This window comes from Corynebacterium pacaense, from assembly GCF_900169525.1.
In the GTDB taxonomy this organism is placed as follows: Bacteria; Actinomycetota; Actinomycetes; order Mycobacteriales; family Mycobacteriaceae; genus Corynebacterium; species Corynebacterium pacaense.
The window spans coordinates 887384-900588 of the sequence record NZ_LT821239.1 but is presented as its reverse complement, the minus strand read 5'-3'; the positions used below and the strand labels follow the sequence as shown (position 1 = coordinate 900588).

23 protein-coding genes are annotated in these 13205 nt (G+C 62.5%); 7 read left to right on the top strand and 16 right to left on the bottom strand.

Features of this window, described 5'->3' with window-relative positions:
• Positions 1-26: 26 nt before the first annotated feature.
• Genes rplE through rplN form a run of 3 tightly spaced genes read right to left on the bottom strand, consistent with a single transcriptional unit; the run spans position 27 to position 1290 of the window.
• Entirely contained in the window at positions 27-605 is a 579-nt protein-coding gene (gene rplE, locus B7E02_RS04325) for a 50S ribosomal protein L5 (RefSeq protein ID WP_080793407.1), read from the bottom strand.
• Positions 605-919: a 50S ribosomal protein L24 gene (gene rplX / locus B7E02_RS04320; protein ID WP_080793406.1), complete on the bottom strand. Its 315-nt coding sequence runs from the start codon at positions 917-919 to the stop codon at positions 605-607. The genes rplE and rplX overlap by 1 nt, the downstream gene beginning before the upstream one ends.
• 2 nt (positions 920-921) lie before the next feature.
• Complete coding sequence (gene rplN / locus B7E02_RS04315; RefSeq protein WP_080793404.1) at positions 922-1290, bottom strand: 50S ribosomal protein L14; 369 nt, start codon at positions 1288-1290, stop codon at positions 922-924.
• A gap of 275 nt (positions 1291-1565) precedes the next feature.
• Between rplN and B7E02_RS04310 the strand changes: the two genes are divergently transcribed.
• The gene (locus B7E02_RS04310) at positions 1566-2264 is read left to right on the top strand and encodes an LppP/LprE family lipoprotein (protein WP_080793403.1); all 699 of its coding nucleotides are present in this window, start codon (positions 1566-1568) and stop codon (positions 2262-2264) included.
• Positions 2265-2329: 65 nt separating this feature from the next.
• On the opposite strand, the gene rpsQ is transcribed toward B7E02_RS04310, so the two are convergent.
• The 11 genes from rpsQ to rpsJ are packed head-to-tail and all read right to left on the bottom strand — an operon-like array spanning position 2330 to position 7486.
• Positions 2330-2608, bottom strand: a complete 279-nt coding sequence (rpsQ, locus tag B7E02_RS04305) for a 30S ribosomal protein S17 (protein WP_080793402.1) — start codon at positions 2606-2608, stop codon at positions 2330-2332.
• A 2-nt stretch (positions 2609-2610) separates the two neighbouring features.
• A complete protein-coding gene (rpmC, locus tag B7E02_RS04300) occupies positions 2611-2841 on the bottom strand; it encodes a 50S ribosomal protein L29 (RefSeq protein WP_080793401.1) in 231 nt (76 codons plus the stop codon).
• Positions 2841-3257: a 50S ribosomal protein L16 gene (gene rplP / locus B7E02_RS04295; RefSeq protein ID WP_080793400.1), complete on the bottom strand. Its 417-nt coding sequence runs from the start codon at positions 3255-3257 to the stop codon at positions 2841-2843. Before rplP ends, rpmC begins: the two co-directional genes overlap by 1 nt.
• Positions 3258-3259: 2 nt before the next feature.
• Entirely contained in the window at positions 3260-4006 is a 747-nt protein-coding gene (rpsC, locus tag B7E02_RS04290) for a 30S ribosomal protein S3 (RefSeq protein WP_080793399.1), read from the bottom strand.
• A complete protein-coding gene (rplV, locus tag B7E02_RS04285; protein WP_080793398.1) occupies positions 4006-4368 on the bottom strand; it encodes a 50S ribosomal protein L22 in 363 nt (120 codons plus the stop codon). The genes rpsC and rplV overlap by 1 nt, the downstream gene beginning before the upstream one ends.
• Positions 4369-4370: 2 nt before the next feature.
• Entirely contained in the window at positions 4371-4649 is a 279-nt protein-coding gene (rpsS, locus tag B7E02_RS04280) for a 30S ribosomal protein S19 (protein ID WP_015650392.1), read from the bottom strand.
• Positions 4650-4665: 16 nt separating this feature from the next.
• Complete coding sequence (rplB, locus tag B7E02_RS04275; protein WP_080793397.1) at positions 4666-5508, bottom strand: 50S ribosomal protein L2; 843 nt, start codon at positions 5506-5508, stop codon at positions 4666-4668.
• A 24-nt stretch (positions 5509-5532) separates the two neighbouring features.
• Positions 5533-5838 (bottom strand): 50S ribosomal protein L23, encoded by a 306-nt coding sequence (gene rplW / locus B7E02_RS04270; protein ID WP_080793395.1) that lies wholly within the window; start codon positions 5836-5838, stop codon positions 5533-5535.
• Positions 5839-6495 (bottom strand): 50S ribosomal protein L4, encoded by a 657-nt coding sequence (rplD, locus tag B7E02_RS04265; protein ID WP_080793394.1) that lies wholly within the window; start codon positions 6493-6495, stop codon positions 5839-5841.
• Positions 6492-7148, bottom strand: coding sequence for a 50S ribosomal protein L3 (rplC, locus tag B7E02_RS04260; protein WP_080793392.1), 657 nt, complete (start codon positions 7146-7148; stop codon positions 6492-6494). Before rplC ends, rplD begins: the two co-directional genes overlap by 4 nt.
• A 32-nt stretch (positions 7149-7180) precedes the next feature.
• Positions 7181-7486, bottom strand: coding sequence for a 30S ribosomal protein S10 (rpsJ, locus tag B7E02_RS04255; RefSeq protein ID WP_003854291.1), 306 nt, complete (start codon positions 7484-7486; stop codon positions 7181-7183).
• A gap of 588 nt (positions 7487-8074) precedes the next feature.
• On the opposite strand from rpsJ, the gene B7E02_RS04250 reads away from it, so the two are divergent.
• From B7E02_RS04250 to B7E02_RS04225, 6 genes are read left to right on the top strand one after another with little or no spacing between them, the layout of a single operon-like run.
• Complete coding sequence (locus B7E02_RS04250) at positions 8075-8560, top strand: Asp23/Gls24 family envelope stress response protein (protein WP_080793390.1); 486 nt, start codon at positions 8075-8077, stop codon at positions 8558-8560.
• 6 nt (positions 8561-8566) lie between these two features.
• The gene (locus B7E02_RS04245; protein ID WP_080793386.1) at positions 8567-8899 is read left to right on the top strand and encodes a hypothetical protein; all 333 of its coding nucleotides are present in this window, start codon (positions 8567-8569) and stop codon (positions 8897-8899) included.
• A complete protein-coding gene (locus B7E02_RS04240) occupies positions 8899-9087 on the top strand; it encodes a hypothetical protein (RefSeq protein ID WP_080793384.1) in 189 nt (62 codons plus the stop codon). Before B7E02_RS04245 ends, B7E02_RS04240 begins: the two co-directional genes overlap by 1 nt.
• Positions 9088-9636 (top strand): Asp23/Gls24 family envelope stress response protein, encoded by a 549-nt coding sequence (locus B7E02_RS04235; RefSeq protein WP_080793382.1) that lies wholly within the window; start codon positions 9088-9090, stop codon positions 9634-9636. It begins immediately after the preceding gene.
• Between the two features lie 4 nt (positions 9637-9640).
• On the top strand, positions 9641-10201 hold the full coding sequence (locus B7E02_RS04230) for a DUF6286 domain-containing protein (protein WP_080793380.1): 561 nt from the start codon (positions 9641-9643) through the stop codon (positions 10199-10201).
• Positions 10198-10755 carry an Asp23/Gls24 family envelope stress response protein gene (locus tag B7E02_RS04225; protein ID WP_080793377.1) on the top strand — a complete coding sequence of 186 codons (558 nt, stop codon included), beginning with the start codon at positions 10198-10200 and terminating at the stop codon, positions 10753-10755. The genes B7E02_RS04230 and B7E02_RS04225 overlap by 4 nt, the downstream gene beginning before the upstream one ends.
• A gap of 85 nt (positions 10756-10840) precedes the next feature.
• On the opposite strand, the gene B7E02_RS04220 is transcribed toward B7E02_RS04225, so the two are convergent.
• Together B7E02_RS04220 and tuf are read right to left on the bottom strand one after the other, a co-directional pair.
• Positions 10841-11572: a hypothetical protein gene (locus B7E02_RS04220; RefSeq protein ID WP_080793375.1), complete on the bottom strand. Its 732-nt coding sequence runs from the start codon at positions 11570-11572 to the stop codon at positions 10841-10843.
• A gap of 147 nt (positions 11573-11719) precedes the next feature.
• Positions 11720-12910, bottom strand: coding sequence for an elongation factor Tu (gene tuf / locus B7E02_RS04215; protein ID WP_080793373.1), 1191 nt, complete (start codon positions 12908-12910; stop codon positions 11720-11722).
• Positions 12911-13205 lie beyond the last annotated feature (295 nt).

Sequence of the window (13205 nt, the reverse complement as noted above, 5' to 3'; positions counted from 1 at the left end):
GCGGATCTTTTGTCGGACACAGGTGCTTAGACCTGCTGGCGGGAGCCGTCCTCGCCCTTGAAGGGGAAGCCGAGCTGCAGCAGCAGGGCACGACCCTCATCGTCGTTCACGGCGGTGGTGACAACGGTGATGTCCATACCACGGGGACGATCGATCTTGTCCACGTCGATTTCGTAGAACATGGTCTGCTCGGTCAAGCCGAAGGTGTAGTTACCGTGGCCGTCGAACTGCTGGTCGGAGAGGCCACGGAAGTCGCGGATACGCGGCAGGGCCACGGTCAGCAGACGGTCCAGGAACTCCCACATGCGGTCGCCACGGAGGGTCACCTTCGCGCCGATCGGCATGCCCTCGCGGAGCTTGAAGTTCGCGATGGACTTCTTCGCGCGACGCAGCTGCGGCTTCTGGCCGGTGATCGCGGTCAGGTCCTCGATTGCTCCGTTGATCAGCTTGGAGTCGCGGGCAGCATCGCCGACGCCCATGTTGACAACAATCTTGGTGATGCCGGGAATCTGCATCACGTTGGCGAAGGAGAACTCATCCTGCAGCTTGGTGCGGATCTCTTCCTGATAACGGGTCTTCAGACGGGGGGTGTAGTTCTCAGTCATTAGATGTCCTTCCCGTTACGACGCGAGACGCGGACCTTCTTGCCGTTCTCATCGAATCGGAAACCGACGCGGGTGGCGTTTCCGTCCGAATCGATGACCATGACGTTGGAGACATGGATCGGGGCTTCCTGGGTCACGATTCCGCCGGACTCGGCACCACGCTCGGGTGCAGAGTTAGCAACGTGCTTCTTGATGCGGTTGACGCCCTCTACGAGGACCTTGTCGGTCTTGGGGAAAGCCGCGATGACCTTACCCTTGGCTCCCTTGTCGGGGCCGGAGATGACCAGAACCATATCGCCCTTGTGGACCTTCATACTTAAATCACCTCCGGTGCGAGAGAAACGATCTTCATGAACTTCTTTTCACGAAGCTCACGAGCGACCGGTCCGAAGATACGGGTACCGCGGGGCTCGTTGTCGTTCTTGATGATAACGGCAGCGTTCTCGTCGAAGGCGATGTAGGAACCGTCAGCGCGACGGGTCTCCTTCTTGGTGCGAACGATGACAGCCTTGACGATCTCGCCGGACTTCACGTTTCCGCCTGGGGTTGCTTCCTTGACAGTGGCGACGATGACATCACCAATGCCAGCAAAACGTCGGGTGGATCCACCGAGAACCCGGATGCACAGAATCTCCCGTGCACCGGTGTTGTCGGCGATCTTCAGACGCGATTCCTGCTGAATCACTACTGGTCTCCTGACCTGGATTAATGTGTGCTGGATTTCCGTCCCGAACACACGTGGTCTTTGTACAACGTTGGCCCGAATACACTGGATTGAACCAGGCGACGAACTCCGCTCGAACGCGGGTCGAAGGGTCTCGGGAGGGTGATTCGGAAAAGCATCACCTACGCCCGACCTACACAGACAACTTATACATCTAACCACACGTCCACTGCGATGACCAAAACGCCGAAGGCCGTTAGCATGGATGCCAGCAGAGACATGTAAGGAGACCTTCCATGGTCAACAGACTCTGGGCCCGCGGCACCCTGATCGCCGCCACGGCCCTCCTACTCGGTGGATGTTCCGCCACCAACGGTGGTTCATCAGACGGAGACGTGCCACCGACGTTGACAGTGACCGAGACCCGCGGCGGCTCCGATGGACGCGGGACGCCGTCCCCCACCCTTTCGGATACCTCGGAACCGGGGACCGCACCGACCAACCCGTCCGCGACCTGCAACAACAATCCGGCCGACTCGGCATTCGGGCGCTTTCTCGAACAGGGCCGGATCCCACTTGGCACCCTGGGGGCCGGCCCCGGGGATGTCATCGCCGAACCGGACGACTACATCTACTTTCAGATCAAGGACAACGGATATGATTCCTGCGCGGATCTGAGCTATGTGGTCATCGAGGGCAGCAACGGCAGCGGGCAGGGTCCCGCCGGAACCGGTTCATCGATGGCGGAGGCCGTCGTGCTCTTCCACAACGGCGAGCTCATCACCAATCCGGCCCCCTTCGAGATGCGGGAGGTCACCGCGGTTTCTCGGTCGGGGGACGGTGACATCGACGTCGTCTTCGGGCATGCCGGGGGCGCCACGGCCGAGGGTGTCACCGAGCATTACCGGTTCACCTTCTTCTATGACGACGGGCTCTCCGCCCGCGGGCAGCTGCCAGACACGGTCGACGGTCACATGCGTCTGTACCTGCTGTAGCTGACGCAGACAACCCCATGCTCCGGAATGCACCGGTGCATGGGGTTGAATGTCGGGGAATGGCGCTACTTGGCCTTCTCGATGATGTCAACGAGACGGAAGTGCTTGTCCTTGGAAAGCGGACGGGTCTCCTCGATACGAACAAAGTCGCCGATTCCGGCTTCATTGTTCTCGTCATGTGCCTTCACCTTGGTGGAGGAACGCATGATCTTGCCGTAGAGGGCGTGCTGCTTGCGGTCCTCAAGCTCGACGACGATGGTCTTCGACATCTTGTCGGAAACCACGTAGCCGGTGCGAACCTTGCGGGCGCCCTGTTCCTTGTTGTCCACGATTGCCTCACTCATAATTAAGCCTCAGCTCCCGGAACGACGGACAGGCCCAGCTCGCGCTCGCGAATAACAGTGTAGATGCGGGCGATGTCGCGCTTGACCGTGCGCAGGCGGCGGTTGTTGGTCAGCTGGCCGGTGGCCAGCTGGAAACGCAGGTTGAACAGTTCTTCCTTGGCCTCGGAGAGGCGGGTGACCAGTTCTTCCTCGTTGAGTTCACGGAACTCATGTGCGGGGGTACCGATAGCCATCAGAGCTGATCCTCCCTCTTGACGATACGGACCTTGCAGGGAAGCTTCTGGCCGGCGCGGCGCAGAGCCTCGAGAGCCGTTGCTTCATCCGGGTAGCTCATCTCGAAGAGAATACGGCCCGGCTTGATGTTGGCGACCCACTTCTCCACCGGGCCCTTACCGGAACCCATACGCACGCCAAGCGGCTTCTGGGTCAGGGGGCGGTCCGGGAAGATGTTGATCCACACCTTGCCACCGCGCTTGACGTGGCGGTTGATGGCGATACGTGCGGACTCGATCTGACGGTTGGTGATGTAGGCCGGCTCGAGAGCCTGGATGCCGTACTCACCGAAGGTGATGCGGTTGCCGCCCTTGGAGATACCGCTACGGGTGGGGCGGTGCTGGCGACGGTACTTAACGCGCTTAGGGATAAGCATGTTTAGCCCTCCTGCTTCTGCTCAGCACGCTGACGACGCTGACCACCACGACGCGGACGTGCGTTGCGGTCACCGCGGCCACGGCGCTCGGCGGGTGCATTGATCTCGCTCTCGCGACGGCCACCGACGACGTCACCCTTGTAGATCCACACCTTGACGCCAATGCGTCCGAAGGTGGTGTGGGCCTCGTAGGTGCCGTAGTCGATCTCGGCGCGGAGGGTGTGCAGCGGAACGCGACCCTCGTGGTAGCGCTCGGTGCGGGACATCTCGGCACCGCCGAGACGACCCGAGCACACAACCTTGATGCCCTTGACCTGCGGCTGGCGCATCGCGGACTGGATGGCCTTTCGCATCGCGCGGCGGAAGGCCACGCGGTTGGTCAGCTGCTCGGCGATGGACTGTGCCACCAGCTGGGCGTTGGCGTCAATGTTCTTGACCTCGAGGATGTTGAGGTTGACCTGCTTCTCGGTGAGCTTCTCCAGCTCGCGGCGGATGCGGTCGGCCTCGGCGCCACGACGTCCGATGACAATACCCGGGCGTGCGGTGTGGATATCAACGCGAACCCGGTCGCGGGTGCGCTCGATGACAACGTCGGCGATGCCGGCGCGGTCGAGGCCCTTTGACAGGAAATCACGGATCTTGATGTCCTCGGCGACGTAGTCGGCGTAGGACTTGTCGGCGTACCAATGGGACTTCCAGTCGGAAGTGATGCCCAATCGGAGGCCGTGGGGGTGGATCTTCTGGCCCACTAGTTGGCTCCTTCCTTCTGGCTCTCAACGACCACGGTGATGTGGCTGCTGCGCTTACGGATCTGGAAAGCACGTCCCTGAGCGCGGGGCTGGAATCGCTTCATGGTCGGGCCCTCGTCGGCGTAAGCCTCGGAGATGACCAGCGAGCGGGGATCCAGGCCGAAGTTGTTCTCAGCATTGGCGGCTGCGGAAGCAACGACCTTGGCGACCGGCTCGGAAGCGGCCTGCGGAGCGTACTTGAGGATGGACAGTGCCTCGGACACGGACTTGCCGCGGACGAGGTCGATGACGCGACGTGCCTTCATCGGGGAAACGCGGACGTAGCGGGCGGTCGCGCGTGCGGAGGTGATGTTCTCACTCATCGTTAGCGGCGTCCCTTCTTATCGTCCTTGATGTGACCCTTGAAGGTCTTGGTCGGGGCGAACTCGCCCAGCTTGTGGCCGACCATGGCATCATCCACGAACACCGGCACATGCTTGCGTCCATCGTGGACGGCAAAGGTGTGGCCGATGAAATCGGGGAGAATGGTGGAACGGCGGGACCAGGTCTTGATGACCTGCTTGGTTCCCTTTTCGTTCTGAGCATCGACCTTGTTGAGGAGGTGCTCATCGACGAACGGGCCCTTTTTAAGGCTGCGTGGCATTCTTCGTTACCTCCTCTTAGCGCTTCTTGTTCTTGTTGGCGCGACGGCGACGGACGATCATGTCATCGCTGTAACGCTTCGGCTTGCGGGTGCGGCCTTCCTTCTGGCCCCACGGCGAGACCGGGTGGCGACCACCGGAGGTCTTGCCTTCACCGCCGCCGTGCGGGTGATCGACCGGGTTCATCACGACACCACGGACGGTCGGGCGCCAGCCCTTCCAGCGCATACGGCCGGCCTTGCCCCAACGGATGTTGATCTGATCGGCGTTGCCGACCTCACCGACGGTTGCGCGGCAACGGATGTCCACGCGACGGATCTCGGTGGAGGGCATACGCAGGACGGCGTAGGCGCCTTCCTTACCCAGCAGCTGCACGGAGGCACCTGCGGAACGGGCCAGCTTTGCTCCGGCGCCCGGCTTCAGCTCCACGTTGTGGATGGTGGTACCGGTCGGGATGTTGCGCAGCGGCAGGTTGTTGCCCACCTTGATGTCGGCGGTGGCGCCGGACTCAATGATGGTTCCCTGCTTCAGGCCCTTCGGCGCAACGATGTAGCGCTTCTCGCCGTCGTAGTAGTGCAACAGGGCGATGTTGGCGGTGCGGTTCGGGTCGTACTCGATGTGCGCGACCTTGGCCAGGATGCCGTCCTTGTCATTGCGACGGAAGTCGATGACGCGGTAGCGGCGCTTGTGTCCACCACCGCGGTGACGGGTGGTGATGTGACCGTGAGAGTTGCGTCCGCCGGTCTTGGACAGGGGGCGCAGAAGTGACTTCTCAGGGGTCGAACGGGTGATCTCCGAGAACATGGAAACGGAGCTCTGGCGGCGACCCGGGGTTGTCGGCTTGTACTTACGAATAGCCATAATGTGTCCTTTTCTATCGACGTCTTAAGCGACGGAACCGTTGAAGATGTCGATGGAGTCGCTGCCCTCACGAAGAGTGACATAGGCGCGCTTGGTGGCCTTACGGACACCGAAGCCGGACCGGGTGCGCTTGCGCTTGCCCTGGCGGTTGACGGTGTTCACGGAAGCAACCTTGACGCCGAAGATCTCTTCGACAGCAATCTTGATCTGAGTCTTGTTGGCGTCGGTGGAGACGAAGAACGTGTAGACGTTCTGCTCCATGAGGCCGTAGGACTTCTCAGAGACGACCGGTGCGATGATGATGTCGCGTGGGTTGGCGATGGTAGCCATTTAGTTCTCTTCCTCCTTTACCGCACCGGTGGCACGGTTGATGAAGGTGTGGAGAGCTTCAACGGAGAACACGATGTCATCGGAGTTGAGGACGTCATAGGTGTTCAGCTGATCGGCGACCAGGATGTGGACGCCGGGCAGGTTGTTGGCGCTCTTGTGTGCGTTGATATCCTCGCGGCCCAGGACGAGCAGGATGGACTTACGCTCGGACAGACGCTCGATGAAAGCCTTTGCGGACTTGGTCGAGGGGGTCTGGCCCGGCACCAGTTCGGAGATGACGTGGATACGATCGTTGCGTGCACGATCGGACAGGGCACCGCAGAGAGCGGCGGCCTTCATCTTCTTGGGGGTGCGCTGAGAGTAGTCACGCGGCTTGGGGCCGTGCGAGATGCCACCACCGGTGAAGTGCGGGGCGCGGATCGAACCCTGACGGGCGCGACCGGTTCCCTTCTGGCGGAACGGCTTGCGGCCGCCGCCACGCACCTCGGCGCGGGTCTTGGTGGAGTGGGTGCCCTGTCGAGCTGCTGCAAGCTGTGCGATGACAACCTGGTGCAGCAGTGCGACGGAGACCTCACGGTCGAAAATCTCGGCGGGCAGGTCAACGGAACCGTCGGTCTTGCCGTCGGCGGTGTGGACATCCAGCTTCAGATTCGTCATGCGTGTGCACCGCCCTTCACTGCGGTCTTAACGGTAACGATGCCGCCACGGTTGCCCGGGATCGCACCCTTGATCAGGATGAGGTTGGCATCGGCGTCAATCTTCTGAACCTTGAGGTTCTGGGTGGTGACGCGGTCATTACCCATACGGCCGGCCATACGCTTGCCCTTGAACACACGACCGGGGGTCGAGGCAGCACCGATGCCACCGACGCGGCGGTGTGCTGCCTGGTTACCGTGGCCTGCGCCCTGTCCGGCGAAGCCGTGGCGCTTCATGGCGCCGGCGTAGCCCTTACCCTTGGAGGTACCGGTGACATCAACGAACTTAACGTCGTTGAAGATCTCCACGGTCACATCCTGTCCAACCTCGTAGCCGGAGATGTCGTCCATACGGATCTCGGCGACGTGGCGGCGGGGGGTAACGCCTGCCTTCTGGAAGTGTCCGGCCTGGGGCTGGTTCACCTTACGGGGGTCAATATCGCCATAGGCGATCTGGATGGCGTTGTAGCCATCGGTTTCAATGGTACGAATCTGGGATACCACGCACGGTCCAGCTTCGACGACGGTCACCGGGATAACTCGGTTCTCCTCGTCGAAGATCTGAGTCATGCCGAGCTTGGTGCCCAGAATGCCCTTGATCTCGTTTTCACTCATTATTTATTCTCCGCTGCCAAGTTCTACGTCGATCACTGAATATTCACATCGACGCTGGCCGGAAGATCGATGCGCATGAGGGCATCAACCGTCTTCGGCGTCGGGTCGAGGATGTCGATCAGGCGCTTGTGGGTGCGCATCTCGAAGTGCTCGCGAGAGTCCTTGTACTTATGGGGAGAACGAATAACGGCGTACACGTTCTTTTCGGTGGGCAAAGGCACCGGTCCAACGACTCGGGCACCCGTGCGGGTGACCGTCTCGACGATCTTGCGTGCAGACGCATCAATCGCCTCGTGGTCGTAGGCCTTGAGCCTAATGCGGATCTTTTGTCCCGCCACGCTAATCCTCTTCCTCGCTCGTCCCACATCTTCCATTTCGGAGAGCGGTGGGAATTCGCTTCATTCTTTCTCTATAACGTTGTCCGGGCTCGGGGCTCGGGCGCAACGCCAGTGTTTAACCTGACTGTCAATGTCTCTGACATGGATCACGGGCGCTGGACAAATAAAGGCGCCGCACGTGATTCAGGAAATCGGAAGGGACCGGTGCTGATTGCGTGGCCCTAACGTAACTGCCGCTGTTTATTTGCCATGCCCCTTCTCCGGTTCCGCCTTCGCCGGTCACCCGACTTCAGTGGATACCTCTACGGGGTTGAATCGGTCTCCCTCCTCGACCCCAATGAAGGTGTCATGTTCGCCCCACCATCGATCGTCATACAGCTTCCGTGGCAACCGTCCATCTTCTCAGGTGTACGGGCACGCAAACTAACGCCATGTTGAGGCAACCTGAACAGTAAACCACAAACCTTCGCTGAAGACAACCGGCGGCCCCGGTGGTCCCCGTGGCCACCCGCTGTTCCGCAACCACCGTCACGCTTGTGGCCTACCATTGACCTTAAAAGCTGTTCACCGACGACAAGGAGAGCATCAATGTCCGACAACCAGCACCCAGGTGACCACCCCGAGGGCAATCCCGTGCAGTTCACGGATGGTTCGTCCCTCCAGACCGCACACGGACGCACCGTCATCGAGGATGTCGTGGTGTCCAAGATCGCGGGCCTGGCCGCCCGTGAGGTCTCGGGGGTGTACTCGCTCGGCGGTGGCACAGCCCGTGTGGTCGGTGCCATTCGTGGTTCCTTCAGCGGATCGCCCAATGTCCAGCAGGGCGTGACCGTGGAGGTCGGTGAGCGTCAGGCGGCGGTGGATGTGGCGATCGTCGCGGAGTACGGCGTGGCCATCCACGAGCTCGCGGAGGCGATCCGGCGCAATATCATCCTCGCCATTGAGAGGATGACCGGCCTCGAGGTCACCGAGGTCAACGTCACCGTCCACGATGTCCACCTGGACCTGGGCGAGGAGGACGTCGAGCTCCCGCCGGCGTCGCCCGAGACGGATTCCATCCCCCGGGTCCAGTAGCCTGCCATGGATACCGCCGTGGACATCCTCCCTTTCGGTGCGGCCCGCAGGATCGTGGCCGGGCTCCTTGCCATTCCCGGCATCGCCGGCATGTCCGGGGGCGCCTTCGGCGAGGTTGCGCTCTACTACCCCTTTGAGCGGGTCCACGGATTGAAACTGGTTCGCGACCCGCACAGCGGGGTGCCGGAGCGGGTTGAGGTGCATCTGATCGCGGATCTCCGGGCGCTGCTGCACACCTCTCCCCCGACCCCGCTGGTCACCGTGGCCGACAGTGCCAGGTCGGTCGTCGTCAAGCAATGTGCGTTGCCGGTTGATGTTATTTTTTCAGGAGGGCAGTGATGAGTAGTTACACGGTTGTCGGACTGGCCGTCGGCCTGGCGCTGGCATTCGCCATCATTCTCGGCGGGTGGATCGGTTTGATGTTCGCTCTGGTTTTCGGCGGGGTCGGCGGCCTGGTCGGCGCGCAGCTCGACGGCCGCATCGATCTGCGCCTGCTTTTCGACGCCACGGGGCGGGGGCGCAGATAGATGGAGGCACCCCGCCGTCCCGGCCGCATCAGGATCTCCGAGCGGGCCGTGAACAGAATCGTCGCAGCCGCCACGGCGAGCGTTCCCGGCGTCGTCGGGATGTCCCGCGGTTCCTCGCGCATCGCGGGCAGGAGCTATCCCAGGTGCGACGTGCAGATCGATGAGGACGGCCGGACCGCGAGTATCGAGGCTTTCATCGCCGTCTCATGGCCAGCACCGGTCACCGACGTCGCGGTGGCGGTGCGCACCGCGGTCATCGACTGGGTTGGGGCGATGACCGGGATCACCGCACTGCGTGTCAATGTCGTGGTCGGACCCGTCGTGCCCTCCGACACCAGGGTGACCCGCGCACTCATCGACGCCCGCCCCCGGCTTCCGCGTCTGCGTCGGCTCACGGTAATCGAGGCCGGGCCCTCCATCCCCGTTGACACCGCACCGAGCAGGGATCTGACGCCGATCGTGGTGCACCCGCATCCCGTCCGTTCCATCACCGCGCCCCCGCCGCCCCGGCTTCGGCCCATTGTCACCGTCCCGGGAAGGGTGGTGTGAATCCATGACAGGATCGGAGGATTCCGCGGTCAGGGAACCGCGCGCCACCCCGCTTGCCAAGTGGGTGGCGCTCCTGGCCGGGGTCGCGCTGCTCGCAGTATCCTGTATGGGTGCGCGGGAGCTCTACATTCTCGGCTCCGACACCACCGCCCTGGAGAGCTGGGTGGAGCCGGTGCTCGAGATCATCGGCAATGCCCGCTACCAGTACTGGATGTTTCCGCTGGGATGCGCCTCGGCCGTTCTCGGCCTTGTCCTGCTCTACATCTCCGTCCGCCCCCGCACCCGCACCCACCGGCGAATCAGTTCCCGGGTTCCGGTGTACATGCGCCCCCTGGATCTGATGCGCATGTTCACCGCGGCCGCAGAGGGGGTCCCGGGTGTCGCCACCGCGCGGACGGTGGTGCGCACCCGCCAGATCACGGTCACCGTCTACGGCGACACCACCGACCCCGAGCTCAGTCGCCGAGTCCTGGAGGCGGTCGAACCCCTGGGTACCCTGATCTCACCGGCTCCGACCGTCAGCGTGACCCTGGGCTCGCCGCGGCGCGAAGGTGGTGCGCGATGAGCCGGCTTCTCTCCTCAATCGACCGCCTGATCGTCGCACTGCTCGGGATCGTCGCGCTGCTCGGTGGTGCGTGGTCGATCGGACTGTTCTTCAATGAGCCGCACTCCCAACGGCTGGCCGACCGGATCAACAATCAACTGTGGTTGAGCGCCTATGACCAGGACTGGTTCGTCCTCGCCGCGCTCGCGGTGGTCATCGTATCCATTTTCGCCGCCACGGCGATCATCACGGCGAACCTGCGCCGCCACCGCATCTCGCGGGTGGTTTCCGACGCGTCGACAGCGCAGGGCCTGATCGCCTACAACGTCAACCAGATCGCCCGGGCGGTGGCTGAGACCCTCGATGATCCCTTCACCCACATCAACAGCGTCTCCCACCGGGTGTGGGTTGACCGCGGTCGCCCGACGATGGAGCTGACCATCCACGCCCAGGGCACGGTAGACGTCGCCGGTCTGATTCCCGCCATCGAACAGGCGGAGTCCGATATTCGCTCGGCCGTCGGGGACCTGGACCTTGACACCGTATTCAGAATCCACCTCGCCAGACTGGACTAGAACCACCTGCGCCACGGCGGGGTGCGCACCGGATGCGTGTCGACGCCAGGGCCGAAAACCGTGCTGCAGGCGGCACGTTCGGGGATCAGGGATACTCGAGGCTGATGATCCGGGTGACCTCGCCGAGTTCCCATCGCCGCCCGGCCGTCTCCATGAGCAGCGTCGTCCCCACGCTCAACCTGATTAGCCTGTCCCACGGTCGGATCCGGCGATCAATTCGGCGCCGATCCACCGTGAACCTGGTCAACCCGTGGTCCAGTAGTGCGCAGGCGCCATCGCTGAAGGAGATGTGGAACACCCTGTCCCCGATTTCCGGGCGCCGCATCGGCTCGAGGGAGTCGATGCTTTCCGTGGGGTGCTCATCGACCATGGTAATCGCGGTGACCACGCCGAGGCGGTGATCAATTCCCTCGGAATCGATCAGGAGCAGCGGTGAACCCACCGCAGCCCTTCTGACCCGACTATAGGGCCAGACCCCCGGCTGGAGCGGCTCACCCGAGCCATCGACGCCCCGGACGCAGACGCGGAAAGGATCAATGGTGATCCGGTGCTGCGGGGAGATCGTGTCGATGACGTACCTGGCCGTGACGGCCTGAACGGGTGTCGGGGCGGCCAGACGCGAATACCCTGAGATCATGGCGGGGTTCCGGCCACGCATCTCCCGCAGGGCGGCCACGAGTTCCTCGTCCTCAGACCCCCAACCGATCCCGCGGTTCGCCAGCATCCCGAAAAGGGTGCTCAGGGAGACATCGGGCTGCCCCTCCCAGGTGGCCTGCAGCTCCGCGATGACGAACGGGATTCGGGTGGGATCTTTCATGGAACTCAACTCTAAACCACGCCTTCGGCTGGCGGCGACGCGGGCAGACACGAAAAAGGGCCCGGAGAATTTCTTCTCCGGGCCCTTCAAGGGGGGAAGGCGGCGGTTCAGTGTTCAGACTGTCCCGACGCCGTCCTCATCAGATCATTACTTGATGATCTTGGTGACGCGGCCGGCGCCAACGGTGCGGGAGCCCTCGCGGATAGCGAAGCGCAGGCCCTCATCCATGGCAACGGGCTGAATCAGGGTGACGGTCATGTCGACGTTGTCGCCGGGCATAACCATCTCGGTGCCCTCGGGCAGCTTCACAACACCGGTAACGTCGGTGGTGCGGAAGTAGAACTGAGGACGGTAGTTGTCGAAGAACGGGGTGTGGCGGCCGCCCTCGTCCTTGCCCAGGACGTAGACGGAACCCTCGAATTCGGTGTGGGGGGTGTAGGCGCCGGGCTTGACGATAACCTGGCCGCGCTCAACGTCCTCGCGCTTGATGCCACGGAGGAGCAGACCACAGTTGTCGCCGGCCTCAGCGGAATCGAGGAGCTTGCGGAACATCTCGATACCGGTGACGGTGGTGGCGGTGGACTTTTCCTTGATACCGATGATCTCAACGTCATCGTTGACGTTCAGGCTGCCGCGCTCGACACGACCGGTGACGACGGTGCCGCGGCCGGTGATGGTGAAGATGTCCTCGATGGGCATGAGGAAGGGCTTGTCGGTCTCACGAACCGGATCCGGGATGTTGTCATCGCAGGCCTGCATGAGCTCCAGGATCTGCTTTGCCCACTTCTCGTCGCCCTCGAGAGCCTTGAGTGCGGAGATGTGAACGATCGGGGCGTCCTCGTCGTAGTCCTGCTCAGCGAGAAGCTCACGAACCTCCATCTCGACGAGCTCGATGATTTCCTCATCATCAACCATGTCGCACTTGTTCAGGGCAACGAGGATGTAGGGGACGCCGACCTGGCGAGCAAGCAGAACGTGCTCACGGGTCTGCGGCATCGGGCCGTCGGTGGCGGCGACCACGAGGATTGCACCGTCCATCTGAGCGGCGCCGGTGATCATGTTCTTGATGTAGTCGGCGTGGCCCGGGGCATCGACGTGTGCGTAGTGGCGCTTCTCGGTCTGGTACTCCACGTGGGAGATGTTGATCGTGATGCCACGCTCCTTCTCCTCGGGAGCCTTATCGATGGCGTCGAAGGCGAAAGCCTCATTGAGATCCGGGAAGGCGTCAGCCAGAACCTTGGTGATAGCCGCGGTGGTGGTGGTCTTGCCGTGGTCAACGTGACCGATGGTGCCGATGTTTACGTGGGGCTTGGTACGCTCGAACTTCGCCTTTGCCACTGTATGTCCTCCTGGACTTCGTGGTGGCTACGACTTTCGCAGCCACGAATTGGTTTTGCCCTCACCGCGCGACCAGCCCGGGAGACTGATTGAAAACGGTTCAGGTTCATTACAAAATGTGCCAGTTACATGATCCTAGGGGCACCGGCGTTCATTATCAAACTACCAGTTACCCTGTGGACATTCGCGGGGTAACGGCCAGCTGGAGGCACCCGCTTCGCGCGGATGCATCCAGCGGGCCGCCACCCCGCACACCCCCTGCTCCGACTGACACGGAGGAGACACGGGATGCGGT

Bases quoted from the DNA above. Each gene is read 5' to 3' on its own strand.
- rplE (WP_080793407.1), bottom strand. From the start codon at position 605: ATGACTGAGAACTACACCCCCCGTCTGAAGACCCGTTATCAGGAAGAG.
- rplX (WP_080793406.1), bottom strand. From the start codon at position 919: ATGAAGGTCCACAAGGGCGATATGGTTCTGGTCATCTCCGGCCCCGAC.
- B7E02_RS04310 (WP_080793403.1), top strand. From the start codon at position 1,566: ATGGTCAACAGACTCTGGGCCCGCGGCACCCTGATCGCCGCCACGGCC.
- rpsQ (WP_080793402.1), bottom strand. From the start codon at position 2,608: ATGAGTGAGGCAATCGTGGACAACAAGGAACAGGGCGCCCGCAAGGTT.
- rpmC (WP_080793401.1), bottom strand. From the start codon at position 2,841: ATGGCTATCGGTACCCCCGCACATGAGTTCCGTGAACTCAACGAGGAA.
- rplP (WP_080793400.1), bottom strand. From the start codon at position 3,257: ATGCTTATCCCTAAGCGCGTTAAGTACCGTCGCCAGCACCGCCCCACC.
- rplV (WP_080793398.1), bottom strand. From the start codon at position 4,368: ATGAGTGAGAACATCACCTCCGCACGCGCGACCGCCCGCTACGTCCGC.
- rpsS (WP_015650392.1), bottom strand. From the start codon at position 4,649: ATGCCACGCAGCCTTAAAAAGGGCCCGTTCGTCGATGAGCACCTCCTC.
- rplB (WP_080793397.1), bottom strand. From the start codon at position 5,508: ATGGCTATTCGTAAGTACAAGCCGACAACCCCGGGTCGCCGCCAGAGC.
- rplW (WP_080793395.1), bottom strand. From the start codon at position 5,838: ATGGCTACCATCGCCAACCCACGCGACATCATCATCGCACCGGTCGTC.
- rplD (WP_080793394.1), bottom strand. From the start codon at position 6,495: ATGACGAATCTGAAGCTGGATGTCCACACCGCCGACGGCAAGACCGAC.
- rplC (WP_080793392.1), bottom strand. From the start codon at position 7,148: ATGAGTGAAAACGAGATCAAGGGCATTCTGGGCACCAAGCTCGGCATG.
- B7E02_RS04250 (WP_080793390.1), top strand. From the start codon at position 8,075: ATGTCCGACAACCAGCACCCAGGTGACCACCCCGAGGGCAATCCCGTG.
- B7E02_RS04245 (WP_080793386.1), top strand. From the start codon at position 8,567: ATGGATACCGCCGTGGACATCCTCCCTTTCGGTGCGGCCCGCAGGATC.
- B7E02_RS04240 (WP_080793384.1), top strand. From the start codon at position 8,899: ATGAGTAGTTACACGGTTGTCGGACTGGCCGTCGGCCTGGCGCTGGCA.
- B7E02_RS04235 (WP_080793382.1), top strand. From the start codon at position 9,088: ATGGAGGCACCCCGCCGTCCCGGCCGCATCAGGATCTCCGAGCGGGCC.
- B7E02_RS04230 (WP_080793380.1), top strand. From the start codon at position 9,641: ATGACAGGATCGGAGGATTCCGCGGTCAGGGAACCGCGCGCCACCCCG.
- B7E02_RS04225 (WP_080793377.1), top strand. From the start codon at position 10,198: ATGAGCCGGCTTCTCTCCTCAATCGACCGCCTGATCGTCGCACTGCTC.
- B7E02_RS04220 (WP_080793375.1), bottom strand. From the start codon at position 11,572: ATGAAAGATCCCACCCGAATCCCGTTCGTCATCGCGGAGCTGCAGGCC.